Raw genomic sequence first — 25293 nt, forward strand, 5'->3', positions numbered from 1 at the left:
ATGGCACGTGACATTGATATTAGAGAAGGAATTGACTGGACAACCGTATGGCTTTACGGTGCCCTCGTATTTTTTGGCTGGCTGAATATATATGCAGCAATATACAACCCTGAGAATCCGATAGAGATTGTTTCTCTTTCGCATAATGCTGGCAGGCAGTTAATATTTATTTGCGCCTCATTTTTACTGATTCTGATTATCCTGTTTGTCGATTATAAAGTTTATGACTCTTTTGCCTATATATTTTATGGGCTCATTGTAGTAGTACTAATAGGAACAATCTTTGTTGCCACTGAAATTAAAGGCTCCCGCTCATGGATTAAGATTGGAACATTCTCGTTTCAGCCTGCCGAGTTTTCCAAAGTATTTACTGCACTTGCTTTAGCCAGGTATTTAAGTACGCAGAATGTAAATATCTCTAAATTCCGTGATGCCTTCGTTGCAGGTGTAATGGTGTTTTTGCCGCCCATTATTATTATTCTTCAGAAAGAAACGGGTTCTGCCCTTACTTTTGCGGCTTTTATCGCTGTATTTTATCGTGAAGGGCTGCCAGGTATATATCCTGCTTTAGGTATTGCCTTAGCTATCTTGTTTGTGTTTACACTCTTTTTTCCTAAACTTTATATAATTGTTGGCATTTTGGTGCTTTGTGGCTTGTTCTGGTATTTCTTCCTGAAACGCTACGAACGAACCCAACAGAATATGTTCAGGCTCATCGCAGTGTTTGTCATTGCCTCTGTATTTGTATTTGGTACCGATTTCTTCATTAATAAAGTATTACAGCCACATCAGCAAAAACGTATTCAGGTATTAGTAAACCCCGATTCTGACCCATTAGGTGCGGGCTGGAATGTAACTCAGTCAAGAATTGCCATCAGCTCCGGCGGTGTCATCGGCAAAGGTTATCTGCAAGGAACCCAAACCAAATTTGACTTTGTACCAGAGCAATCAACAGACTTTATTTTCTGTACAGTAGGCGAAGAGTGGGGTTTTTTGGGTAGCCTGATTGTGATATTGATTTTTGCCGCTTTATTAAACCGTATTATTAATCTGGCCGAAAAACAGCGGAGCAAATTTGCCCGTATCTATGGCTATTGTGTAGCCTCCATTCTGTTTTTTCACCTACTGGTTAATATTGGTATGACCATCGGCCTGATGCCAGTGATTGGTATTCCTTTGCCATTTCTAAGCTACGGTGGTTCATCTTTATGGTCGTTTACTATCCTGCTATTTATCTTCCTTAAATTAGACGCGCATAGAAGTTATAAGGTATAACCGGAGTTGGAGAAAGGACAACGCAGAACAGAAAAATAAAATTGCCTCAAGGTACACAAATGCACAATGTTTCACGATTCGTCTTTTATAGTATAACATCGTGTTACTTAGTGTACATTGTGGCAGAATAAATAATAGGTATATCAAAATATAGATGAATAAACTAATCTGCCTTTTGATATACCCTCACATAATCTACTTCATATTTTATCTGATTATTTACGGCTTTCCCACCATTAACACCGCCAATTGCCAGATTCAATAGCAGATAGTGTTCTTGTAAAAATCCATTGCTGCCATCGGCGTTGATGGTTTCACTTAGCAAAGTAGTATTTAATAATTCATCATCTAAATACAGATTGATTTTATCTTTGTCCCAATCCATCCGCCAGATATGGAATTTCTTTACCCAGTCTTTATCTTTGGCTGTAAAATGTGTCAAAGGTATTTTCTGGTCGTCCCATCTGGCTTTGTAGGGCGTTTCAGTACCCCATGCTGTATTGGCCAAAATAGTCGGTACACCTTTTACTCTGTAAAATTCCATGATGTCAATCTCACCATTCGAGGGCCAGGGCTTGCTTACTCCCAAGGTCCAGATGGCAGGCCATGAACCCATTGCCGTATCAATACGGGCTCTCACTTCCACACGTCCAAACCAGAATTGTTTAAACCCCCTTGTCTGGATACTGGACGAGGTATATTCTGAATATTCACGATTTTTACGCCAATCATTGCTTCCGGCTTCATAGTTTGGATTTTTTATGGCTTCTTTTCTTCCCTCAATTAATAATACACCATCTTTGATAGTAGCATTATCTTGTTGATACCATTGTGTTTCCTGATTCCGTACAAAACCTTTTTCATAACGCCAGTATTGCGGGTCTGGTTTGCCGTTTGTATTAAACTCATCGTTCCAGACCAGTTTCATACCCGTTATTTCTTCAGGTTCAGAAAAATCAGGTTCAAAAGGGTTAGATTGCTGAGCCATTACTGGCTGGCAGGAGAGTAAAAGAATTAATGCTGCGGTGAGTTTTTTCATAGAGACTGAAAGGTGAGTTCCGGGTAAAGTTCTCACCTTTTATTCAGAAAAAACAATTCTACTTATAAATAATATGGATAGCGTAAAACTCGGCTTTAGAAAATATTGATCCTTGCCCCAATAAAGCCTCTGAGGCGTTGCATAGGCGCATAATTATAGCTTGGGTCAAACTGTTCACTAAAAGGCGCATCAGCTCTGAAAATCGGATATTTCGGAAGAAAATTAGTGAAGTTTTTAAGCCCCCCATAAATCTGAAGACCATTTTTAAAGCGTTTGGTAGCCTGAATGTTATGAATCCCGAACCACGGTGAATATTCGGGGCGGGTATCGCCATATTCCCGTACTACGGGCAATCGCATAGGGCTATAAACATTACCTGTTAAATCGAAACTTAAAGATACTTTTTCAAAACCATAGCTGATAGCGTAGTTACCTGTAAAATTGGGTGTTTGTATCTGGTTAATTTTCAATTCATTGCTCTCTACCCGATACACTTCCATCAAAGTACCGCCAATAAACGCTTTTAAGCCGGAAGTAAAAGCAAATTCCCCGTTAAAAGCTATACCTTTAGAAATACCATAGCCTTTCAGATTATCATAGACTACCAACTCAGGGTCCTGATCGTAATCGGCAATAATTTTATTCGAGAAGTAGGTATAAAAAGCATTGAACTGAATATTACCATAGCCTTTACCACCAAGTGTAATAAACTTCTGATAATCAAGATTGGCATTGTACGAACGCTCAGGTTTTAGCGCATTCTTAATCACTACTTTACGTGAGCCAGTAAGAGCGGCATGGTCTTCTGAAAAAAGATTTACTACCCGATACCCGTTACCCACACTGAAACGAAAGATATTGTCTTTATCAGGCGAAAACTTCCAGTTCAATCTTGGTGAGAATAACCCTCCGTGTTTAGAATTATAATCGTAGCGTAAGCCAAGTAGAACTTTGTTTTTGCTCCCAGCAGTAATTTCATCTTGTATAAATATTCCCGGCAGCCAGATACGGTCTGGGGTATTTTTTAAGTCGGTCGTTTGCGTAATTACTGTATTGTCATCATAATAGGTGTTGCGGATGGTTGCGCCAAAGAGGGCATCGTGGTTTTTAGCTAATTTCTTATCCCAGAGCAATTGCCCGAAAGCAATGCGTTGCACAGCTAAATAACGGGTAATGCCATAGACAGAGTTCTGGTCATGCTGATTAACCGAGAAATTGAAAATAACTTTTTCATTTGCAATAGGTAGCTGGTAATTACCCAGTAACTCCCAACGCTTGGTAAAGATAGATTCGCCATACACCTCGTTCCCACCTCTGTTATTTCTCTTCCATTGCATTTCACCGCCAAATCGGTCTTCATAAACATAGCGGGCGGCCAGGTTAAAAGCACGGTTTTGCGGGCGTTGAAAAGTCCATTTATTGAATATAGAAACCCTGTTTTGCAAGGTCACATCTGTAAAATTGTCCTGATTAAAATCTACCCTGTTACCAAACATAAAGTAATTGCCTGAAAATAAAGCATTGGCATTGCCTATTTTGGCTTTTACGCTGGCGTCGAAGTTATTTTCAAGATACGAAGTTGTATTCCAGTCGAAATTGAATTTAGGAGCTTTACCCGGATTTTTGGTAATCACATTAATCAACCCCCCCACGGCTTCAGATCCATATAAGGTTGAGGCTGGGCCCTTCATTACCTCAATGCGTTCAACCATAGAATTTGGAATGCCACTTAATCCATAAACGGTTGAAAGGGCCGAAACAATGGGCATACCATCAATCAATACCATCGTATAAGGGCCTTCCATACCATTGATATGAATATCGCCTGTGCTGCATACATTACAATTCAATTGCGGCCGCACACCATTTACCATTGAGAGGGATTCAAAAAGATTAGGTGTAGGGTTCTTCCTGAAAAATGTCGGATTTAATATCTGAATGGGAGCTGGCGATTCATTGATCGTCGTTTCTTTCATAGTGCCTGTTACTACCACTTCATTCAACTGTGCATTTTCTTCTTCTATTTCAATCAGCAGATTATTAGATTTTTCAGCCGACACATTTACATTAATCGTTCTGGTTTTATAACCCACACTTGAAACCTGAATAGTCTGCTGACCGTTAGGGGCGTTGGTAATAATAAATTTCCCTTCTTCATTGGCCTGAGTACCTATAGTGGTATTCATAACTACCACACTTGCAAAGCTTACAGGTTTATCTTTAGATACAACAGTACCTCGTATTTCTCCTGCAAAAGCAGGTAAAAAACCATAAATAGTTATATAAATAATAGTAATATATAGTTTCTGCATATCAGTCTAATTTTTAATTCTTCGTGTGGGCGATTCAAAATTAGAATAATAAAATTAATTTTCAAATTATTTCTAAATATATTTTTAGGTAAAACTAAATATGTTACATTGTTGCAAAAATGAAATTCAGAAATCTCACTAAAAATTGATACTAAAAGAGTGATAAACAAAAAAAGCCACCCATGTTTTGGGAGGCTTTTGCTTAAAAACTGAAGTACTATGGGCACAACCTTTTGAACACAACCTTTAGGATGCAATTTTCACAGTACCTCCACTCTTGGCTGCCTGATAAATGGCTTCAACTACTCTTATATCTTTTAGCCCTTCTTCGCCCGGAGCAATCAGTTGGGTTCCATTCATTAAGGCAAGGCAGTCCTCGTCTAATTGTTTGGCTTGCTGGTTTTTAATAGGAAAATCAATTATCCCCCCCGAATGGCTTCCTTTGTTTCCACTATAAGAAGAGAAGGGCTCCATTTTCAACCAGCCTTTTTCATAATTTACTTGCAGGTAATTCATCTGAATACCAAAACTTGTATGACAGGCCGCCACAGCACCACTCGGAAATTTCAGTTGAAACATCATCGTTTCTTCTACTTCTTTATATATCTCCGGCCTGATTACATGCGCCTGTGCAGTTACACTCACGGGCTCTTCGCCAGTGGCTAATCTGGCTCCTTGCAGGGCATAAACCCCCATATCAGGCATACAACCACCCCCCAGTGCTTTATTCTGTTTCCAGTGGGTAGTACGGCCATCAACATATCCGGCTCCACAGGCAATCATCATGGGTTTACCATAGATTTTCTCTCTGCCAATACGCATAAATTCCTGCGTATTAGGGTCATGCTGGCATCGGTAGCCAATGGCTAATCCTACTTTATTTTCTTTACAGGCTTTTATCATGGCATTACAATCGCTCACAGTAATAGCCATTGGCTTCTCACAGAAAACGTGTTTACCCGCTTTAGCTGCCCTAACCACATATTCACGGTGCATAGAGGGTGGCAAAACCACATAGACTACATCAATATCGGGGTTATTGGCAATAGAGTCAAAATTCTGATAATTGTAAATATTCTTCTCAGGAATATTATATTGTTTTTTCCATTTTTCGGCTTTGGCAGGTGTACCTGTTACAATACCTGCTAAATAGCAGTTGCTTGTCATTTGTAGAGCCGGAGCAAGCAAATCAGTACTATAATAGCCCAACCCAACCAGAGCTATACCTAATTTATCTTTCTTTCTGGCGGTACCTGCCAGAAGGGTATCAGGCGAAAATAAAGTAGCGGCACTTCCGAGTGCTAAAGATTTAATGGCATCACGACGGGTAAACATAGTTTTAAGCGTTAAGATGAATACTAAAACTTTTAAATCAATTGGAGAAGTGTAAATACAAAGATTGCAGTAATGCTATTTTTAATACCGGTCATAAAAACGTTTAATCCGGCTGGTAACCTGATCATAAATCGGCTTGGTAAATTCTATAAACAGTTGTTGAGGCGAAGGGGGTAGTTCTTCACGACGCTGTGCAAGGGTCTTATCAGCAGGGCTTAATGCTCTTTCATCGCCATTGTAAGTAGCCCAGTCATTTACCCAAGTAAACTCTCCCGGAATTTCCTCTCTCGAAAGCACCTTGTTTGTCTGATAATCGTATATCTCTAAAGATAGAATGCCTCTTGAACGAACAGCTTTATGCGAGCGGATAAGATTGGCCTTTACCTTTCCATATACAGGCACTTTTTTGCCATTTACTGTCGCTTCTCCTGTTTTTACACTATCTTTGCTTACCACAGTCAGGCGGTCGTTGGTTACATTGGTTTCACCTACTACAAAATCCACAAATTCAAGCCTTACAACCTGGTCAGGATTCAGTTTTGCTGATTTCGCTTCTTGCGGAGAATAGAATCTTATAAATTTATTCATGCGTCGGTTAGTGCGTAGAAATTCGTCGATTTTCCCTTGAAAGTACTCATTACTGTATTGAAACAGACGGGAATTGATTTTAGGTTGTTCAAGTACTACATGAAAAGACCCTATATTCAGTGCGTCCTCAATCCGGCTTTGCACATCCCTGTAAGTAGGTGCAAACGAAGCAATACGTTCAAAATGGTCATAAGCCGCCCTTGCCGATTCCCGGCTTGGTATTGAGCCTGTCCGTGACTTCATCAGATCAACACCCACAGCATAACGTTCGGCGGCAGCATTTTCACGGGCTTCATCTTCTTCTCTGAAATAGCTTTGTGGGGTAACTAATCTACGGCAGGCAGTACATTTATCAATGGCTCTTTGCATAGTATTGAGCTTTGAGTAATAATCTAAAACTGCCTCCCACCTGAACTGCTGATTGGCATTTCTGGCGCGCTCAATGTCTCTCAAAAATTCATTACGGGCATTGCGGTATGCTTCAGGCAAAACAGCAGAAGATTTACTATTATCTGAATCTTTAGCAAGTTTTTCGGTAGACTGTAAAACCGCCTCATAAAAATTGCCTTTTTCAAGGGCTTTAGTACCGCTTTTTGAACAGGAATTAAAAGTAAAAAAAGCGCAGATAGTAAATGTATAAATAATAGTTCTCATGAAGTAAACAGATGATTGATTGGACAATAATAAAACTGCTTCGCAATATACTATTTTTATTAATGTTTTAGTAGGGTGCCGTACAAAACAAAAGCGTGAGGTAAAATTAATACCTCACGCTTCAGCCTATTTGTTTTGCTTTTAGTTTTTCAGATCTGCAAGTTTCTGGGTCTTGATTTTTTCCTGCAATTTCAAGATACCGCCAATCAATGCCTCCGGTCGGGGAGGGCAGCCGGGTACGTACACATCAACCGGAATGATTCTATCTACTCCCTTTACTACATGATAACCATGTTCCCAGTATGGGCCACCACAGTTAGAGCAACTACCCATCGAGATAACATATTTCGGGTCGGGCATTTGCTCATACAAACGGCTGATCCTATCTGCCATTTTAAACGTAACTGTACCCGATATAATCATAAGGTCTGACTGACGGGGAGAGTTTCTCGGAAAAACCCCGAAACGCTCCAGGTCATAAGATGACGCAAACGTTGCCATCATTTCAATGGCACAACAAGCCAGCCCAAAGCCCATAGGCCAGATCGAATTGGCTCTTGCCCAGTTAGCGAGTTCGTCGAGTGAGGTAAGAATCACTTCACTTTCACCCGTCTTTATATGTGCGTCTTTTTCAAGCGAGTCGAAATTCATTTTTCTTCGTACTTTTTATTCACATTCTCATACATGCTCATCGGAATCTTACTTTTGAATTTAGGCCCTTTCACTTCCGGTTTTACCCATTCCAAGTGCCCCTTTGCCCAAACATAGGCTAATCCTAAAGCCAGAACTGCAATAAAGATCACCATTTCCACCAGAGTAAACCAGCCCCATTGTCGGTTGGTCTGTTCTATGAAGTCTTTATTACCGAATACTGTAGCCCACGGAAACAGGAAAACCAATTCGACATCGAACAGTATAAAGATAAGGGCAACTACATAAAATCTGATATTGAACCTGATATTGGCATTGCCAATGGGGTCTTCGCCAGACTCGTAGGTGGTTAATTTCTCTACAGTCGGTTTTTTAGGACGCAATAGCCATGAAATGCCAAACACTAACATCAAAGCTAATGCCGCAAAAATAAGTGCCAGTAAGACTATGCCAAAGTCTGATAACATACGATTATTTTTCTAATTCACGGTAGGCAAGAATACCCCCTAAAACATTGTGCACATCATCAAAACCATTCGAGATAAGAAATTCTTTAGCTCTGCCGCTTCGTGCACCACTACGGCAATGAATATAAATTGGCTGCCCTTTTAATTCCTCTAATTCCTCCAATCTGTCAGGAATCTCACCCAATGGAATCAATTGTCCGCCAAGATTATCTTCTTCATATTCATAATCTTCTCGTACATCAATTAAGTTAATTGGTTGCTCGCTGTCAAGCATTTCTTTCAGTTGCCCGGCGGTAATATCAAAATTCTTGTCCATTAGTATAGTAGTTTTTGCAAATATATAGTCAAAAATGTGTTTAATCTAAAACCACAATCTTACGAATTAAATTCTTTTTGCCATCAGAAAAGTTCACAAGATAGGTATTAGCTGGCAGATTACCGACATTCAGTTCTTGTCCCTCTATATTTCGTGCTAATACTTCTCGGCCCCCCACATCAAAAATTCTGATATGCTTTATGCCAGTTACATTCCATCTGAGTACACCAGTAGTAGGATTCGGATATACCACTAATGGCTCTCCGAAAGGCTCTTCTATTGCGGTAATACTTCCTGGCCCTCCGGTGTTGCCACCTGCAGGTTTGGTTGCTATCACAGGTCGAACCATCAGGCTACCTTTCAATGATATATTCCGTGTCCAGTTGGTGCCATCATTATAAAATATCTTATCGGCAAACTGCGGCGTATTTTTATCTACACCCACAGCAATCACCTCTTGTGTTATTTTGGTCCAGGCTACATAAAAAGTATCTTTTATAGCAATGTTACGTTTAAGGTCGTATTCAGTAAAATTATTTACTTGTTTGCCATAGGTGGCACGAACTGAAACCTGATGAATCGGTTTCCCGGGTTTTCCCTTATCACTTTCCAGAATTTGCAGTAAGAAATATTGCCCACCCGATTCAGATGTATCCTTTAAATACGGATTACTGAAATAAGGGCTGAAATTGAACCTCACGGCTCCTATACTATCAGGTTTGCTTAATACATACTGGATAGCCACCTTACCTAAACTCTGGTCAAAATCTGCACCAATTTCGGCAGTACCATCATCATAGGCATAAAAGTCGTCTAAAATGGCATAGGTTGAAATAGAATCGTTTAAAGCAAGATTATAGCCGGGTAAATCAGGTTGGTTATCGTCAGAGGTATTGACTTTAAACTGAAATTTCAGGATAGCTTTGTTTGAAGTAAAATCCTTAACAGGTTGATAAACCAATTGCCGCGTACCAGTAATTCTGGGAGGGAGATTCCCGAAAGCAGTACCGGGAGCATCATAATAAACCCTCTTTGATACAATATCTTCTATTCTCCAGCCAAATTCTACATAATCACCGTCAGCTTTTAAATTAAACATCTCTGCCTTAAGTGTATCATTTACCTCAGCAGCCGGATTCACCAGGTATTGCCGCATAGGCATTGCCGAATAACGTTTGAGGTAGGAGGAAGTAAACTTGGTACCTGCTATATCTTTTGTATAAATATCTTTGAAATTCCGGTTTTTGTTCAGATAAACGTAATCAATATGCCAGGTATCAAAAGCCCCTGATTGCCGTCCTTTGGTTTCAAACCTGAACTGAAAACCAGCGTGTAAATAGGTTGTATCCTTAATGGCAATGAGTTCCTGCTTAAAATTATCACTCCTGATACCGCCATGCTGTTTCCAGACAGGTATCCAGACATTACGTTTATTCAGAAACGAAACCATGAGCGTGTCGTCATCATCTGGTAACTCTCCAATGCCTTTGGCTTCCCAGAAAAAACTCAGATAAAGTGAGTCAGCAGGCTTGTAGGTCGATAAATTGATTGGTCTTGAGGTCAGCGTATCAGTGCGTCCATAAGCCAGCTGGTTAGTATAATCATAAGGCAATCCTGTAGCATTTCTACCGTCAAATGTGGCTACGTTTTTGCTGGGCTGGTTAATCGGAAAAGAGTTATTGATAGTAATACCCCCGTTTATCCAGAATTTAGCATCAGGACTTGCTCCGTTAGTAGCAGAGAAATCATCAAAAAAAGGAAGTTGAACTGTCTGACATAAAGCAGTTTGTAGAGAAATCAGCAGCAATAAAATAACAGACCTGCAAATGCTTACAGGTCTGTTGTCTGAAAAGAAATTCATATAAAAGTAAATCTTTTGCACGTTGTTTGGATTCTTTAGTTCATATCAGTTAGGCTCATTAGGGTCTGTGCCTGCCACATCTATATCGATAACGTCTCCAACGCGAATTTTATTTCCCTGTGCGGCCGGTCTTTGACGAACCACAGTTCCATCAACTGAGCCTTCTACTGCACCTACATAATGAATACTAATAGAAAGGTTTTGTCCCGAAGTCAGTATCTCAGCTTCATCGGCGGCCATTCCTACAAGGTTAGGTACCTCAATCAGTTGATCCCCCAAACCATCACCTACTACCAGAGTTATTTTTGAACCTTTGGGCACTAAAGACCCCGGGCTGACTTCACGCCCGTCAACTTTTATTTTCAGAACAGAGTTCTCTTCCAGAGCTGCAATATATTCAGGATTTCCGGCTACCAGTCCATTGCTCAATAATTGATTTTTCGCACTTGTAATCGAGCGTCCGATAATATCAGGTACTTTTACCATAGGAGCCGTTTCTGATACAATAGTCAGATATACCTTACGTCCTTCTTTTACACTCGAGCCCGCCTTCGGGAACTGTGTAAGAATAGAAAGCGGCCTTGCACCTGCTACAAATGTACAATCGCTCACTTCATAGTCCAGATCACGGTCATCTAATGCTTTTTCCATCTCCTCAAGGCTCATGCCTTTCAGTTCAGGAACCGTAATAGATTGACCATGATTAGTACTCCAGGGGAGATACAAAAAGAAAAAACTAAAAAAAAGTATCAAAAATATGGCTATAATGATACCAATATGCGTGAAAATATCTGCTCTTGAATTTGTACTAAATTTTGCCATTTGTATAGGTTTGCATCAGGATTCTATAATGGAGACAAACACCTGCTTCATTATAGAATCAATGCAAAAAAAAAGGATTTATTGGAAATTACAAAGACTTTTTATTTTATGCCTCCTGTCCAGTTTTTCAATAGCTTTTGAAGCAACAGAATAATACCACCTACAATAAGGCAGAACCATACAATACTCATAAACATATCAGGCATTTTTTGTACTCGTTCTTCATTGAAGCCTCCGGCAAACAAACCAGCAACCAGATTACCCAAAGCAGTTGCTACAAACCATATACCCATCAGCTGGCTCAAAAACTGTTTTGGTGCTAATTTGGTATATGCGCTTAATCCGACAGGGCTTAAGCAAAGTTCACCCAGCGTATGGAAAATATAAGTAAAAGTAAGCACAAATGCAGAGGCTTTTAAACCCTGAACCGCCACTTTTGCACCCATTACCATAATATAATACCCTAAAGCTACTAAAAACAAACCAATGGCAAATTTTACAAGCAAAGGCGGATTCATCTTCCGTCTTTCAAGAAATACCCATATACCACCTACCATAGGTGCAAAAAGCAGAATAAAGAAGGCATTGAAATTCTGAAACCAGCTTGACGGCATATTAAAAGGAAGTTCAGAATGGCGGTCGGCAAAGATTTGTAAGGAAGAACCCTGCTGCTCAAAACCTGCCCAGAACAATACTGCACCCCAGAAAAGAATGAAGAGGATAACCACTCTTTTCATTTCGATTTTCGATAACCCAGAGGCAAACAGAAGATTGGCAAAATAAATGAGTACGACTGCTATGCAGATAATACCCATTGAGGTAGCCACTCCTTTCTTACTATCCCAGGCAAAAGTGCCGTTAAACTGCATAACTGCAAAGAATATGATTAAAGCTGCCAGAAGAATCCAGGTAAGTGGTTGAACTTTAGCAGAGTTGCCTTCAGCACTTGTTACCTTGTTTACTTTAGGATATAGTCCTTTTTCCTGCAGATATTTAGAGGCAAAAAAACGGTAATTGATCAAGCCTAAAAACATGGCTACTGCTGCTGCACCAAAACCATAGTGCCAGCCAACTTTCTGGCCGAGATACCCAACTATAGTGATACCTAAAAAAGAGCCGAGGTTAATTCCCATATAAAATATAGAGAAAGCAGCATCACGTACGGCTCCTCCTTCTGGATAAAATTCACTGACAACAGAACTGATATTGGGCTTTAATAAGCCAGTGCCTATGGCAACCAGACCCAGACCTAAGAAGAAAACAGGTTGTGACGACGGAAAAGCTAAAACTATATGCCCGAGCATAATAGTTATACCACCATACCATATTGCTTTTCGTTGCCCCAGAACATTATCGGCCAGCCAGCCACCGGGTAATGCTAATAAATAAACCGAAAATGTATATAAACCATAAGTAGCACCGCCTTCACCTTCATTCAAACCCAGACCACCATTGGTCTTGTCTAATAAAAAAAGTAGTAGAATAGCGCGCATCCCATAATAGGAAAAACGCTCCCACATTTCCGTAAAAGATAATACAAACAGCCCCCGTGGGTGTCCAAATAATGTTTTGTCGCTCATTAGGTTTAGAGTTAAAGATGAATCGTAATAAGGGAATTTTGACTTTAATAATCGGAAATTTACCGTAAGTAACGAACAATTTAGAAAAATTCATCTAATTAAGAGCAAAAAACTTCAATTGTGCCGACATTTCAGCTCAAAAAAGCGAAAAAATTCAGGGGAAGAAATGGGTAAAATTCAGTAGAAATTACAGAGAAAATTCATTCTTAGAGCAATCAAAAAAAATTAGCGAAATTTCGCTGATATTACTTGTTTCGCATTTGTATTATTCATATTTTTGTATCACTCATTAGACCCCCCTGATCCTATTAGCTTTAAAAGGTAAGAGATTCACAAAGACAGCAGCTATGTTGTCAGGCACATGGTTCTATGTTGAGTATAATAGTATGTTTTAAGGTTTAATTTTGCTTAGAATAAAAATAGAAAGGCCCCGCTTATAGTGGGGCTTGTTTTTTAGATTTATATCAGGATTTCTCAAATTGTCTGCTTAGAAGGGCTAATTGTCTACTTATTTACGTCCTTTCAGAAAAAGTTTCAGTGCTTTCGTATATTGGTATGTTTTATCTGTAATAGATGCTTACGTAAGACTAAATAGAATTTTTAATTTATGATACATGATTGTCATTTCGGGCTATTTTTCTTTTAATGAAAAGTGGCCCGGAATAGTAGATTTACCAGGTAGAGGTGAATTTGATCAAAAGAATAGAAATGGATTTACAAACCTTGAAAAGAGTATTAGTTGTAACAGAAAGTAGCTGAACTCGGATTTATCCCGACTGAATGGAACCAATACAATTTTTATGATAGAAGTGAAAGCAGGTAGGTAATCTTTGAAAATGAAGTAGAAGACGATGGCATTTTTGAGGAGAATAACCCAGGAATGATTAGAACTTGTCTGATAGCATTGTAAATCAATAAAGGCGTTAAGCCACCGCAGAAAATAAGACAACAGTTCAATTATACTCAAGACCCATCCAGATACTTTGAAAACAAAATTCTAAACCCGAAATTTATAGGATAACCATCCAACCAACAAAATTGGCATAGAGGAAAAGAAAAAGAAAGTCAATGTAGTCGGAAAAGCATAAACGAGTTATATATCTGACTATGAAAGGCAATCAATAGGGGTTATAAAAGGTTACCAATATGGTGGGAACCTTTTTGACCAATGGCAGTAATGACTGACAGGCTACCTAAGTAACGACGAAAGATTTTCACCGTCATTTTAGAATGTTAGGCAAGTTCAATGTTTTATACCCAACAAAAAACTGTCTCAATTGTTATTATAAAGTAATTTAAATCTTAACCATAATTCAAGAAATGATTAAATCAATTATTACGCTTCAGGCACTCTTTTTGAGTATCTGGGCATTGTTTTCGGTAATTAAAAGAGATGAAGCAATTCCTGCCTCAACAATCACTATCTGTCATTCTACCCCCGGATCAACCCCGGAAATTGATGGCATGAAACAATTCGCCCTTGATCCTGCCTTTCAGGCTTTACACCTTGCACCGTTGCCAATACATTATGATGCCATAGGAAAAGACATTACTTTCAAAACACCCGATGGCACAGATGCCAGAGGCTATTTTATCAAAGCTAAAGGCAATAGCAACAAATGGCTATTTGTCTATCAGGAATGGTGGGGGCTGAACGATTACATCAAACGCCAGTCAGATACTTTTTATAAAGATTTAGGCGAAGATGTAAACGTATTGGCATTGGATATGTATGATGGCAAAGTAGCAACTACGCCACAAGAAGCTGGCAAACTCGTATCAGGCGTAAACGAAACCCGTCTCGAAAACATTGTAAAGGGTGGGGTAGAGTATGCAGGCAAAAACGCTAAAATTGCCAACGTAGGCTGGTGTTTTGGTGGTGGCTGGTCACTTCGGTCAGGTTTATTGGGTGGCTCTCAGACAATTGGAACCATCATGTATTATGGGATGCCCGTAAGGGATGTAGAACAGTTGAAAAAACTGAATGGCGATGTATTAGGCTTGTTTGCTACAGAAACCCGTATTTCAAAAGAAGTAATTGAAGAGTTTGATGCCAATATGAAAGCCGCCGGAAAAAAACTTACTTACAAGATTTTTCCGGGAGTGCACGGCTTTGCCAACCCGAGCAATCCGAAATATGATGAGGAAGGGGCTAAAGAAGCCTATGCCATGTCTTTAGACTATTTGAAAAAGAAATTTTAATCGAAACATCGGATAAGTCTGAGATTTTTAATTAATTTGAATTATTCTTAAACTACGACTCTAAATATTATTTGCATTTATGAAATTACTGATTCCTGTTTTATTTATTATTATTGGCATTTCTTCATTCGTTTCTATCAGCTCTACTTCCAGAAAAGATAATGAAGCCATTGTTTGGAAAGATACCTTGATGGCGGACCGTGAGAAGTATATCAAGCTATATAAAGATTCTATCAGAGGTAAAGAAAGTATGGCGGCTGATTCGGTTTTCAAAAATATTAAGGTATTAAAAGGAAAATCAGCAGAGCAGGTATTGAGTATCATGAATAGCTGGGGCCATGCGCTGGGTGTAACCTGTAAGTTCTGCCATGATGTAAACGACTTCGCTTCTGAAAAGCCCCGGCATTACTTGCAAACCCGTGAAATGTTTGATATGACAAACCAGCTGAACAGAGAAATACTGGCAAATCTGAAAACTTTCCGTCAGCCGGTAGTAATGGGGTGTATCTCTTGCCATAACGAAATGAAAGAGCCACCGCATGATGGCCCAAGAGTACAAGGGAATGGCGCAAGACCTCGACCAAGAAATTAAGATTAAGTAAATGATGAAAGTGGCATGATTAAAACCATGCCACTTTTTTTTCAAACCCGAAAAAAAACTACACAAATAGTTTTGAAACTAAAAATTTAGTTATACATTTGTTTCATACTTAGGCCTTTTTATAAATTCATTTAATCGGTAAAAACAATGGAACTCAGAGAATTGACCCGTGCGGAAGAGGAAGTAATGCAGATATTATGGACTCGTGAACCCGCTTTTGTAAAAGATATACTGGAAGAGTTTCCTGAGCCACGCCCTGCCTACAATACTGTTTCAACAATTGTCCGCATTTTAGAGCAGAAAGGTTTTATTGGTCATAAAGCCTATGGCAAAACTCATGAATACTTTTCGCTGGTGAGTAAGGAAGAATACAAGTCTTTTGCGACAGGAAAATTAATGGAAGGGTATTTTGAAAATTCGGTTGAAGAAATGTTCTCATTTTTTGTCAGAGAAAAGAAGATTGATGTACAGGAAGCAGATGAGATACTGAAACTCATCGAGAAAATGAAAAAGCAATAATTTTTGGCCATTGCATAGCCGGAAATTACATATTACAGGTAAGTTATATTAAGTATTATTCTCGAAAAAATTAAACGACTGTGATAATATGAGTGTACTGATCTACCTTCTGAAAGTCAATCTGATATTGATTGCCTTCTATGCTTTTTACTGGGTGTTCTTGCGCAAAAACACCTTCTTTCAAACCAACCGTTTGTATTTGTTGCTGTCTGTGGTAGTATCGTTTCTGATGCCGTTTATCAAAATCCGGCATAATTATACCTTCTCACAGCCGCTTCCTGTAACTCTGAATGAAGTATCAACCGAATCAATCAAATCGGTTATTTATCAGCCTGTTTTAGAAGATAACTACAATTATGTGTTTAACTGGATGGATATAGTTTCAGCTATTTATCTGGCCGGAGTAATTGTTTTCAGCTTAAGATTCATCATTGCCCTGGTGAAGATATATTTCCTGTTACGAGATAGTGAGCCGATAGATATGTCAGAAACGCGGAGTGGGAGAGAATACTGGTTGTTGCGTACCAATAAGGCGTTTTCATCGTATTCTTTTTTCAATTTTCTGATTCTGAATAAAGAAGATATATTCTATAACCGGAATATCATTACCGACCACGAGGAGGTACACATCAGTCAGGGGCATAGCTGGGATATATTTTTCATCGAGATTGCTCATATTTTTTGTTGGTTTAATCCGCTACTAATATCCTACAAAACCGCCCTGACAAGATTGCATGAGTTTATTGCCGACAGTATCGTTGAAGGAGATGAAAAAGTGCCTTATGCACAGTTTTTGTTTGCCTATAATTTCAGAATGAATGCCAGCCCTTTAGGCAATGATTTCTTTAAAGACTCATTGCTGAAAGAGAGGATTAAAATGATGATGAAAAATCGTACACCTCTCTGGGTGATTAGCAAATACATATTCATATTACCTTTGGTTGTATGTATGGGTTATTTCGTAGTAGCACAGGATGTCAGGAGAGTGAAACCTGTCGATTTACTTCCGGCAGAATTTAAGGGAGGGATACGCGCTTTTGAGACTTATTTTGCCAAAAACTTCAAATATCCCGAAGGGAAAATATTAGCAGGCGACATCTACGCTTCGTTTATGGTCAATAAATATGGGGAGTTAACAGAACTGACTATTGATAAGGGATTACGGGCAGATTATAACGGAAGAGTAGCAGAAGTATTAGGGTCAATGCCTTACTGGACTCCAGCCGAAAGAAGAAAAAAACCTGTTGAATCAAGAGTTTTTCTTAGAATTACCGTAGGCAAACCTTATGGTATTATCGCTAATCAGAGTGATATTGACCCTGCCTTTAAAGGCGTACTTGTAGTTGATGGGAAAATAATCAATACCGACCAGAAACTTTATCGGGAAGATTATTACCGGATTTTAGAAAACACAAAAACGTTGAAGGATAAAATAACCGCTACACTAAGGCTAACAGGAGAAAATCAGAAACTGATTGATACCTATGGCAAACAAGCCAGATTTGGAGTTGATTTATGGATGACAGATAAGTTAATGCTTGTTATCCACAATGACGAGGAAAAACTGATAGAAAACTCAGCCTCAAGTTTTAATGTAGACGATACAACGGTCGACATCTTATCACCAATAGAGGCAACAAAAAAATATGGCGAGAAAGCCAAAAACGGAGCAATTATTATTACTGACAATTATTAATGTTCAACTTATATCAATCTCAAAAAATTTATGAAAAAGCTAATTTGCATTCTGACAATGACTATGTTTTCTGTGACTATTGCTTTTGCTCAAAAAAACAAACCTGTGTTCGAACAGGTAGACCAAACCCCTGAGTATCCGGGTGGGATGCCTGCCATGTTCGAATTCATAGGTAAAAACCTGAAATACCCTAAGGAGGCTCAAAAAAACAAAATTCAGGGTAAGGTAATGATTAAATTAATTATTGAAGAAGACGGAAGTATCAGCGAAACTGTCATCACGCAGAGTCTGGGCTATGGTTGCGACGAAGAGGTAACCCGTGTTGTGAAAGCCATGCCTAAATGGGTACCCGGCAAAAAAGACAACGAACTGGTGCGGACGTCAATGGTATTACCAATTATGTTCGCATTAGAAGGAAAATCATCAAAATAATGGACTTTTTATTTTATCTCGTTCAGGTAAATCTGTACTTAATACTGTTTTACTCGTTTTATCGGCTCGTACTTTTCGGTGAAACCTTTCACCACCTCAACCGGGCTTATTTAATCGTATCAGCATTGTTATCGTTCGGTATTCCACTCTGGTATTCCGAGTATGTGCAATCATGGTTTATCACCAAAGAAATCAACGAGGTGTTTTATACGCTTTATGACCCCTCAATGATTCTGATACGACCAACGAAAGGAGTCAGTTTTACCTGGGCGAATATTTTAGAAGGACTATACATCGTAGGTATCAGTATTTTTACCATTCGTCTGGTTATTACTCTACTCCAGTTGATTGTAGTACTAAAAAACAAGGATTTTGAGAAGTTCACAGCCTTTTCTTTTTTCGGCTACAGTTTTGTTGACGAAACCTTAAAGAAACGGGATACAATTCTGGCACATGAGCACGTGCATATACAACAACTGCATTCTGCCGATGTAATGATTTTCGAGGTGATTGCTATACTGAACTGGTTTAATCCGGTAGTGTATCAGTATAAAAAAGACATCAAGCATATCCATGAATTTATTGCCGATGACATTGCGGCCCAAAACGAAAGCTCAAAGGCCGATTACGCCATGTTGCTCTTTACACAGGAATTCGGGTTACAGCCCGACCAGCTAACCAATCGGTTTTTTACACATTCAACCCTTAAACGCCGTATCCAGATGCTAAGTAAACCACGCTCTCGTAATATTATGTTAATGAAATATGGTTTAGCAGTACCCTTGTTTGTATTAATGCTGGTGCTTTCCTCGGCTACAGTTGTGACCAATCAGGTACTTGATCTGGTAGAGGTGAAACTCTCTGGACTCAAAGAAAGTAGCGTAGGTTTTGAAACTCCTGCTAATGCGAGTGCTAAAAAAGATATCCTATTGGAAGAGGCTAACGATAAAGTTATTACAGGCAAGGTAATTTCTGCTGATGATGGTAAGCCTTTACCGGGCGTGAATGTTGAAGTAGTAAACAAAAACAGAGGTACAACAACCAATACCGACGGAGATTTTAAAATTAATGTTTCGGATACTGACAAATTACGCTTTAGTTTTAATGGTTTTGAAACTACAGATATAACAGTAGGTGATAAAACGGCAATGATTGTGTCGCTCAAATTAAAGCAACCGACTGAGTCTTCACTAGAGCAAGTAGAGATAAAAGTCGGCAAAAAGACTGTAGAGAACGATAGTGAGGTTTTTGATTCGGTAGAGGAGAATCCTGAATACCCGGGTGGTGTAAAGCAACTATATACTTTTATCAACAATAATTTAAGGTACCCGATTGAAGCAGCACAGAATAATATTACCGGAAAAGTATTCGTAAAATTCGTTGTCAGAAAAGATGGGAGTATCAGCGATTTAAAGATTCTGAAAGGTATCGGTTATGGTTGTGATGAAGAAGCCGTAAGAGTGATTTCGCAACTACCCCGTTGGAAGCCCGGCAAACAAAATGGCAAACTTGTAAATGTCATGTTTACGATGCCGATTAATTTCGTAATAGATGCGGATAAGAGTACTATGGAAATTGTTACACCGGACACTGATACAGCTATTAGAATTAGGGGTATGAATGATAAGAATCCTCTTTTTATTCTTGATGGAAAGGAGATAAAAGAAGAAGAACTAAAGAAATTAGATACCAAGAATATTCAAACTATTACCGTTCTTAGAGACGAAGCATCAACTAAAGTCTATGGCGCAAAAGGAAAAGATGGAGTGATAATTCTGAGTACAAAAGCAGAAGGTACAGAAACAAAGAAATAGTTTACACTTTGTCTTCTTTAGCTTGCAAATGCTCCTGATGCTTCCATAGTTCCTGAAATACGGCACTATATTCTTTCAAATGCTTGAATGTGCCTTCATCTACAAGCCGGCCGTCTTGCAGAATATACACATAGTCAAATTTGGTCAATAGGTGCAAGCGGTGTAATGAGGAAAGTACAGCCTTGTCTTTAAATTCCTTGAATAGTTTGTTATAAATCTGCACTTCTGTTTTGGGGTCGACGCTACTGGTTGGCTCGTCGAGTAAGACGATTTCGCTCATGCGGGCTGCCAGTACACCTCTTGCCAGTGCCAGCCTTTGTTTTTGTCCACCAGAAAGATTAACCCCTTTCTCCTGGATATTTGACTCTAACCCTTTTGGTAAATGGTGAATTACTTCTTTAAAATGAGCGGTTTCACTTACATTCATGATGTCTTCTTCTTCAAAAGGCAAACCTAAGGTTATGTTATAAGCAATCGTATTCTCAAAGATTTCAGGCTCCTGCGGGAAAAGTGTGATTGTTTCAGAAATAATATCTAATGAATCATACATTATGCCATCAATCGAAACTTTTACTTCTGGTTGGGCATCATACAATCCTCTTAATAGTGCTAATAATGTACTTTTACCACTGCCACTTTCGCCAATAAAAGCGATCTTTTTACCCTTTTCAATCAGAATGCTCAGGTTATGCAGGCTATGAGCCGTTTTGTCTTCTTCATAAGTATCATTATGTGAAAAATTAAGTCCTGAAATAGCAATCTTCTTCCAGTCTTTGGGTAATTCCTGAACAGTATCAGGGCGGTGGTGCTGTGCATAAGATTCTCCAATATTTCTTACGGTCTGCACATCCGTATTGTATTGCACAATATTGGTATATTGCCAGGCCACATCATGAAACACACTTGTAAACTGGATTACATAACCCAGAAGTGTCACCAGACCACCGATATAAAAGGGTTTGCCTGGTTCCCAGTGTTGATAAACATAACCAATAGCAATAACACAATAAATAAGTGTAACCAATGTATCTGCCACAAACCATTTCCATTCATTCAAATGCACATTTCTCCGGAATGGGGGTAGCACTTCTTTCACCTTCTGCATCAGGCTTGATTCCATTCTTTTCTCCAACCGCAAAGTTATAACGGTTATGATATTCGAGAGACTATCAAAAAGAGTAGAAGAGACAACGTGTTCTTTTTCGTTGGTTTCATCTAAAGCTTTAATAAACGGCTTATCGAACCTGAAAATCACCCAGATTGTAAGCATACCCATCAGAATACCGATACCACCAAATAAAGGAGAAAAATAAAGCATTGCTCCAAAAGAAAATATAAATTTGAAGATTGCATGTAAAAACATGAAACCATCCTGAAAGAAGTGCTTCAAGGCTTCGTAAGCCTTACGGATACGGTTGATAGTTGAACCACTATGATTATCCTGATGCCAGCGAATGGGTAAATGAAGGGTCTGATGATATAATTCATCGAGGAAGTTACGGCTAAGATTAAAGGCCAGGTTGCGTTCCATCACGCGGGCAGGGCCATGAAAACTCCACTCCATGAGCTTCAGGAACAAAAACAAGCCTGCATACAGTAAAGTATTATCCCATATTTTAGAACTATCCCTCTGGATACTATCTACAAACCAGCCATATAAAAGCGGATTAAGTGCGGCTACAATGTTAGCCATAATAAAAAGTCCATAGATAAATACATACTTGTTTTTCTCTTGGCGGGCGTATTTCCAGGCTGTGCGGAGTAGAGAAATATAGGGGTTATTCATGGGTTACTACGTAAATGGTTACAAAGGACGATATTTTTTGGCATATTTTATTGAGAATAACTTCATTATTATTGTATTGAATGCGGCTGGTAAATCTTAAATAATAATTTAGTGCTATCATTGCATTTTAATTGACAAATCCCTGATATACTATGCATAAGGTCATCAATATTGATAATTATATCCTGCTTGATTTTACAGCCAATAATCATGAGTTAGCAGAGGTAGATTTAGTAGATACAGCAAAATTCTCAAACTATGTATTTGATAAAATTTACACTGCAGGAGCGAAGATGGGAATAGGTGGATATATGGAACCCCGTGTGATTTATAGAAGAAGCGAACATTTTTCAACTGAAGACGAAATACAAAGGAATATCCATTTAGGTATTGATTTATGGGCAGAGGCAGGTACGACAATCTTTTCTCCACTTATGGGTAAAGTACATAGTTTTAAAAATAATGCCAATTTTGGCGATTATGGCCCAACTATTATTTTAGAGCATACCTATGCAGGCAAGCCTCTTTATACACTTTACGGGCATTTGTCTTTAGCATCATTAGATGGGCTTTTTGAAGGCAAATCCATACAGACAGGAGAGAAAATAGCAGAAATAGGCAATTACCCTGTTAATGGCGACTGGCCTCCACATCTGCATTTTCAGGTGATGACTGATTTATTGGGTATGTATGGAGATTTTCCGGGAGTATGTACCGAAGGAGATAAAGAGCAATTTGAGAAGATATGTCTGAACCCTGACTTTTTATTGGGTTTATAGAATCAATCTGTGGCGCAAATCAAGCAAAGACAGCTTCTGATTTGCGCCACAGATTGATTTTATCCTTTATAGAAAATCCACTTACCTATTTCTTTAAAAGTTGGTTTTTTACCGAACATCAGGATACCTACACGGTATATACGGGCAGCTAACCAGGTTGTGCCGATAAAACCTCCGGTAAGAAGCACCATTGACAGAATGATTTGCCAGGCTGGCACACCAAATGGAATACGAACCATCATAATTATAGGAGAGGTAAACGGAATCATCGAAGTCCAGAAAGCCAGATTACCATCAGGTTCCCTGATTACAAACTGGGCAATAGCAATTGCAAAAATAATAGGCATTGTAATCGGCAGCATAAATTGTTGAACATCAGTTTCACTATCTACTGCCGAGCCTACCGCACCAAATAAGGCACTATATAGTAGATAACCCCCCAGGAAATAGAAAATAAAACAAACCAGTATAGTTACCCAAGGTAAGGTTTGCACAGCTTTCATCGCTTTACCATAAATGCCTCCTCCTCCTTTTGCCTCTTTCTTTACTTGTTTTTCTATTTCTTGCGCCTGTGGCATATTTTTTACCTGCTCCATGCGTTGTTCAGGAGAGCCTGCAAATTTTTCGCCGAACATCGAAGTGGCAGCCGTAGTAACGGCAAGAGACAGTAAAATCCAGAGCGTAAACTGAGTTAGACCTACCAAAGCTACACCAATAATTTTACCCATCATCAATTCAAATGGTTTAATAGAAGAAATAATAACTTCTACTATACGGCTTGTTTTTTCTTCCATCACGCTTCTCATTACCTGTACCCCAAAAATGAATACAGTAATGTAAATAAGAAATGCACAAACATAACCTATAATAGTAGCAGCTACCGAGCTATTGCTTTTCTCTCCTTCTTCGCTCAGGCTGATTGTTTCGCTGTTTATATTCATTTTGGCATCTTCCAATACCTTCTGAGTGATGCCTGCTTCTGTAAGTTTAATAGTCTCAATCTCGTTTTCTATGGTTTTTTCTATGCCATTTTGTAATTCAATAGAAAGGCTTTTCTCTGAAAAAATCTTGACACCTTTAGGATTATCCATGATGTCTTTTGGAATAAACACCAGGGCATCATAATTACTTTTGGCAAAGTCTTTCTTGGCATTATCTAAGGATTGTGACGAATAGCTGTAATCCAGCTCTTCAGTATTTTTGAATTTCCCTTTAAATAAATTACTTTCGTCTATTACTTCTACTTTTTTAAGACTGATAGACGACATGGCTGTCCAGCCAATAAAACCGTAAAAAGCACCAATCAGTAGTGGGCCGAGGATCGTCATTACAATAAATGACTTTTTGCGCACTCTTGTAAGGTATTCTCTTTTTAGAACAAGGAATATGTTTTTCATGATAATATAAGCTTTTTTGAAGAATGAGTCAATTGCTGTTTTATTGAGGTATTTCATTGACTGCTGCAATGAATATATCATTCATACTCGGAATATTCTCTCCAAAAGTACGGATCTCTACCTTATCAATTAACTGTCGCACCAATCGGTTTACAGGCACTTCAGGTTTTAACTTTATAGTCGATTTTTTATAATTGTCTTCTATAGCATTGGTACTTATTATATCAAAATCTTCAAATTCATTACTTAAATCTCCGAGATACTCTACACTATAGGTATGCGTTTTAAACTGCTCTTTAATCTGTTTTTTTGGGCCATCTAATATTTTATGAGATTTATTAATAAGTGCTACGTGATCGCACAATTCTTCTACCGATTCCATACGGTGGGTCGAAAAAATGATCGTCGTTCCCTTTTTCTTTAACTCTAAAATCTCATCTTTAATCAGGTTGGCATTAATAGGGTCGAAACCAGAGAAGGGTTCGTCTAAGATAATCAACTGGGGTTCGTGCAGAACAGTAGCCACAAACTGGATCTTCTGTTGCATACCCTTCGACAAATCTTCTACGTTTTTAGTCCACCAGGTTTTAATATCAAACTTGATAAACCACGCTTTCAGTTTTTCCATTGCCTGTTTTTCAGACAAACCTTTCAATTGTGCCAGATAAAGCAATTGCTCGCCGACTTTCATTTTTTTATAAAGCCCGCGTTCTTCTGGCAGATACCCTATCTCCTTAATGTGTTCAGGATGTAATTTTTGTCCATCAAATAAAATATGGCCTTCGTCTGGACCAGTAATCTGGTTAATAATACGAATGAGAGATGTTTTTCCTGCGCCGTTTGGCCCTAATAGACCAAAGATCAGGCCCTTTGGAACATTGATACTTACATTGTTGAGAGCCGTATGTTGGGCATAGCGTTTCACAACATTGTGCACTTCTAAAATGTTATTCACAGTAGTTCTTATTTGGTTTAGTGGCTCAAATATAAAGCTCTTATCAAATGTAGTAAAGAAATCTGTATAAAAGGCTTTATTCTTTCATGAAAGGCTTAAAAATCAAAACTCATATTCTCATAATTAGATTTGTTGAGGCCGTTTACAGACAATTGATTCTAAATTTGTGGCAACCATAAAAAGAAAGAGACGGTCAGAAACCGTCTCTCTTA

21 protein-coding genes are annotated in these 25293 nt (G+C 38.7%); 8 read left to right on the plus strand and 13 right to left on the minus strand.

Annotation, left to right across the window (positions count from 1 at the left end; all coding sequences use genetic code 11):
* On the plus strand, window positions 1-1275 hold the full coding sequence (rodA, locus tag H1R81_RS00475) for a rod shape-determining protein RodA (protein ID WP_181838704.1): 1275 nt from the start codon (window positions 1-3) through the stop codon (window positions 1273-1275).
* Between the two features lie 163 nt (window positions 1276-1438).
* Here rodA and H1R81_RS00480 read toward each other — a convergent pair whose 3' ends face one another.
* From H1R81_RS00480 to H1R81_RS00525, 10 genes are all read right to left on the minus strand, one after another.
* Complete coding sequence (locus tag H1R81_RS00480) at window positions 1439-2314, minus strand: family 16 glycosylhydrolase (protein WP_181838705.1); 876 nt, start codon at window positions 2312-2314, stop codon at window positions 1439-1441.
* A gap of 95 nt (window positions 2315-2409) precedes the next feature.
* On the minus strand, window positions 2410-4626 hold the full coding sequence (locus H1R81_RS00485) for a TonB-dependent receptor (protein WP_181838706.1): 2217 nt from the start codon (window positions 4624-4626) through the stop codon (window positions 2410-2412).
* 246 nt (window positions 4627-4872) lie between these two features.
* Window positions 4873-5961, minus strand: a complete 1089-nt coding sequence (locus H1R81_RS00490; RefSeq protein WP_181838707.1) for a Gfo/Idh/MocA family protein — start codon at window positions 5959-5961, stop codon at window positions 4873-4875.
* 81 nt (window positions 5962-6042) lie between these two features.
* Window positions 6043-7203: a hypothetical protein gene (locus H1R81_RS00495; protein ID WP_181838708.1), complete on the minus strand. Its 1161-nt coding sequence runs from the start codon at window positions 7201-7203 to the stop codon at window positions 6043-6045.
* Between the two features lie 141 nt (window positions 7204-7344).
* The gene (locus H1R81_RS00500; protein WP_181838709.1) at window positions 7345-7854 is read right to left on the minus strand and encodes an NADH-quinone oxidoreductase subunit B; all 510 of its coding nucleotides are present in this window, start codon (window positions 7852-7854) and stop codon (window positions 7345-7347) included.
* The gene (locus tag H1R81_RS00505; RefSeq protein WP_181838710.1) at window positions 7851-8321 is read right to left on the minus strand and encodes an NADH-quinone oxidoreductase subunit A; all 471 of its coding nucleotides are present in this window, start codon (window positions 8319-8321) and stop codon (window positions 7851-7853) included. The genes H1R81_RS00500 and H1R81_RS00505 overlap by 4 nt, the downstream gene beginning before the upstream one ends.
* Before the next feature lie 4 nt (window positions 8322-8325).
* The gene (locus H1R81_RS00510; protein ID WP_181838711.1) at window positions 8326-8637 is read right to left on the minus strand and encodes a rhodanese-like domain-containing protein; all 312 of its coding nucleotides are present in this window, start codon (window positions 8635-8637) and stop codon (window positions 8326-8328) included.
* A gap of 40 nt (window positions 8638-8677) precedes the next feature.
* Window positions 8678-10498, minus strand: coding sequence for a T9SS type A sorting domain-containing protein (locus H1R81_RS00515; RefSeq protein ID WP_181838712.1), 1821 nt, complete (start codon window positions 10496-10498; stop codon window positions 8678-8680).
* 45 nt (window positions 10499-10543) lie between these two features.
* Entirely contained in the window at window positions 10544-11320 is a 777-nt protein-coding gene (locus tag H1R81_RS00520) for a PASTA domain-containing protein (protein WP_181838713.1), read from the minus strand.
* Between the two features lie 101 nt (window positions 11321-11421).
* Complete coding sequence (locus H1R81_RS00525) at window positions 11422-12900, minus strand: peptide MFS transporter (RefSeq protein WP_181838714.1); 1479 nt, start codon at window positions 12898-12900, stop codon at window positions 11422-11424.
* Window positions 12901-14220: 1320 nt separating this feature from the next.
* On the opposite strand from H1R81_RS00525, the gene H1R81_RS00530 reads away from it, so the two are divergent.
* The 6 genes from H1R81_RS00530 (at window position 14221) to H1R81_RS00555 (ending at window position 20164) form a co-directional block, all read left to right on the plus strand.
* Complete coding sequence (locus tag H1R81_RS00530) at window positions 14221-15102, plus strand: dienelactone hydrolase family protein (RefSeq protein ID WP_181838715.1); 882 nt, start codon at window positions 14221-14223, stop codon at window positions 15100-15102.
* Window positions 15103-15181: 79 nt separating this feature from the next.
* Complete coding sequence (locus tag H1R81_RS00535; RefSeq protein ID WP_181838716.1) at window positions 15182-15694, plus strand: photosynthetic reaction center cytochrome c subunit family protein; 513 nt, start codon at window positions 15182-15184, stop codon at window positions 15692-15694.
* 156 nt (window positions 15695-15850) lie between these two features.
* A complete protein-coding gene (locus H1R81_RS00540; RefSeq protein ID WP_116981083.1) occupies window positions 15851-16222 on the plus strand; it encodes a BlaI/MecI/CopY family transcriptional regulator in 372 nt (123 codons plus the stop codon).
* An 88-nt stretch (window positions 16223-16310) separates the two neighbouring features.
* On the plus strand, window positions 16311-17918 hold the full coding sequence (locus H1R81_RS00545) for a M56 family metallopeptidase (protein WP_181838717.1): 1608 nt from the start codon (window positions 16311-16313) through the stop codon (window positions 17916-17918).
* A gap of 30 nt (window positions 17919-17948) precedes the next feature.
* Window positions 17949-18350, plus strand: a complete 402-nt coding sequence (locus tag H1R81_RS00550; protein ID WP_181838718.1) for an energy transducer TonB — start codon at window positions 17949-17951, stop codon at window positions 18348-18350.
* Entirely contained in the window at window positions 18350-20164 is a 1815-nt protein-coding gene (locus H1R81_RS00555) for a M56 family metallopeptidase (RefSeq protein ID WP_181838719.1), read from the plus strand. The genes H1R81_RS00550 and H1R81_RS00555 overlap by 1 nt, the downstream gene beginning before the upstream one ends.
* Before the next feature lies 1 nt (window position 20165).
* Here the strand turns inward: H1R81_RS00555 and H1R81_RS00560 are convergent, their stop codons facing one another.
* The gene (locus H1R81_RS00560) at window positions 20166-21950 is read right to left on the minus strand and encodes an ABC transporter ATP-binding protein (RefSeq protein WP_181838720.1); all 1785 of its coding nucleotides are present in this window, start codon (window positions 21948-21950) and stop codon (window positions 20166-20168) included.
* Window positions 21951-22102: 152 nt separating this feature from the next.
* On the opposite strand from H1R81_RS00560, the gene H1R81_RS00565 reads away from it, so the two are divergent.
* Window positions 22103-22729, plus strand: a complete 627-nt coding sequence (locus H1R81_RS00565) for a peptidoglycan DD-metalloendopeptidase family protein (RefSeq protein WP_181838721.1) — start codon at window positions 22103-22105, stop codon at window positions 22727-22729.
* Between the two features lie 59 nt (window positions 22730-22788).
* On the opposite strand, the gene H1R81_RS00570 is transcribed toward H1R81_RS00565, so the two are convergent.
* Window positions 22789-24126 carry an ABC transporter permease gene (locus tag H1R81_RS00570; protein WP_181838722.1) on the minus strand — a complete coding sequence of 446 codons (1338 nt, stop codon included), beginning with the start codon at window positions 24124-24126 and terminating at the stop codon, window positions 22789-22791.
* Window positions 24127-24166: 40 nt separating this feature from the next.
* Window positions 24167-25081 carry an ABC transporter ATP-binding protein gene (locus tag H1R81_RS00575; RefSeq protein ID WP_181838723.1) on the minus strand — a complete coding sequence of 305 codons (915 nt, stop codon included), beginning with the start codon at window positions 25079-25081 and terminating at the stop codon, window positions 24167-24169.
* Window positions 25082-25293 lie beyond the last annotated feature (212 nt).

Origin of the sequence: Emticicia sp. BO119, assembly GCF_013912375.1 — a bacterium.
In the GTDB taxonomy this organism is placed as follows: Bacteria; Bacteroidota; Bacteroidia; order Cytophagales; family Spirosomataceae; genus Emticicia.